Consider the following 1,711-nt stretch of genomic DNA (forward strand, 5'->3'; position numbering starts at 1 on the left):
ATGCAACTGCTGAAGGCCGCGCTAAGAACCGCCGTACTGACATCGAAGTTGTTGGTACAGCTAAAGTTAAGTAATTCTTTTTACTTGTAAAAAAGCCCGGTTCTGCCGGGCTTTTTTATTTCCGCTATATTCGTAATTCATCTATCTCAGCGTGCTTGAAGCACCTTTATCCCCATGAACGTCGACCAATCTGAAATCGCCAAATTTAGCGCCCTAGCCCATCGCTGGTGGGATCCTCAAAGTGAATTCAAACCTTTGCATGCCATCAACCCCCTGCGCCTCAACTGGATTAAGTCCATTGTTGATCTAGAGGGCAAGAAGGTTCTGGATGTCGGTTGTGGTGGTGGAATTCTGGCAGAGTCTATTGCGCAGTCTGGTGCCGATACCTGCGGCATTGATTTATCTGAAAAAGCCCTTAAGGTCGCTGAATTGCATGCCCTCGAGGTCGGAGCTACCCTCAAATACCGCTCTATCTCAGCCGAAGCGCTAGCAGAAGAAGAGCCGGAACAATATGACGTGGTGACCTGTATGGAGATGCTGGAGCATGTCCCAGACCCCGCTTCAGTAGTTCGAGCTTGTGCAACACTCTGCAAGCCTGGTGGCACCCTCTTTTTTAGCACCCTGAACCGCAACCCCAAATCCTACTTATTCGCCATTATTGGTGCTGAATACATCCTCCGACTGCTACCGAAAGGTACCCACGAGTACGCTAAATTCATTAAACCTTCTGAATTGGTCGCCTTTACTCGCCAAGCAGGGCTCGAAATGCTCGGTATGAAGGGCATGAGCTACAACCCCATTACTCAGGTCTACAGCCTAGGCGAAGATGTGGATGTGAACTACATGATTGTCGTGCGCAAATGAGTAGCAGGTTAGCAAGTCCTTACAAGGGCGTATTTTTTGACCTAGATGGTACCCTTGCTGACACAGCTCCAGACCTTGTAGCGGCCGCCAATCAACTTCTCATCGCTAGAAATCTCACTCCAAAGCAATATGAGGTCTTACGACCTTGCGCCTCCGCTGGAGCTCGGGGGCTGATTGGTGGAGCGTTTGGAATCGATCCAGATCACCCTGACTTCATTCCTTTGCGAGATGAATTCTTTGCAAACTATGAGAAGGCTTTGCTAGTAAACAGCGTACTTTTTGAGGGGATTAATCATTTGCTGGATCAATTGGATAGCGCAAACCTTCCTTGGGGCATTGTGACTAACAAGAGCGAACGCTTTACTCACCCCCTCACAGAACTAATGGGCTTGCGCCAAAGAGCAGTATCAACCATCTCTGGCGATACGACTCTACACTCAAAACCCCATCCCGAGCCCATTTTGCACGCAGCTCGAGTTGCCAATATTGACCCGAAACATGCCATCTATGTGGGAGATGACATTAGAGACATCGTGGCAGGCAAAGCGGCAGGCATGAAAACGATTGCAGCAGCGTATGGCTATTGCGGCTGTGAAGAGCCTCCAGAGGCCTGGGGCGCAGATTACTTGGTGCGTCACCCTAGAGAATTACTGGAAATCATCTTCCCGCAGTAGGGAGATCAAAAGATAGCAAGCAATTTAAGGCTAGGGGCCTTAAAATATAAGTTCCAATGCATGCAATCTGGGACCGACATGGTTTCGACGTGGATTACAAAGCATCAAGGGCATACCGAGGACCCGTTATCTCGTAAATCAATGGGAATGTAATAACTGCAAACGACGAACGT

General features: G+C 48.9%; 2 protein-coding genes and 1 other RNA gene. All 3 read left to right on the forward strand.

The genetic code is table 11. The annotated features are described in order from the left end of the window. Positions 1 to 174: 174 nt before the first annotated feature. Entirely contained in the window at positions 175 to 864 is a 690-nt protein-coding gene (ubiG, locus tag B7Y67_RS17225) for a bifunctional 2-polyprenyl-6-hydroxyphenol methylase/3-demethylubiquinol 3-O-methyltransferase UbiG (RefSeq protein WP_293599680.1), read from the forward strand. Continuing rightward, positions 861 to 1,538 (forward strand): HAD family hydrolase, encoded by a 678-nt coding sequence (locus B7Y67_RS17230; RefSeq protein ID WP_293599681.1) that lies wholly within the window; start codon positions 861 to 863, stop codon positions 1,536 to 1,538. Before ubiG ends, B7Y67_RS17230 begins: the two co-directional genes overlap by 4 nt. A 69-nt stretch (positions 1,539 to 1,607) precedes the next feature. Next, positions 1,608 to 1,711: a transfer-messenger RNA gene (gene ssrA / locus B7Y67_RS17235) on the forward strand; the annotation flags it as partial.

This window comes from Polynucleobacter sp. 35-46-11 (genome assembly GCF_002281105.1).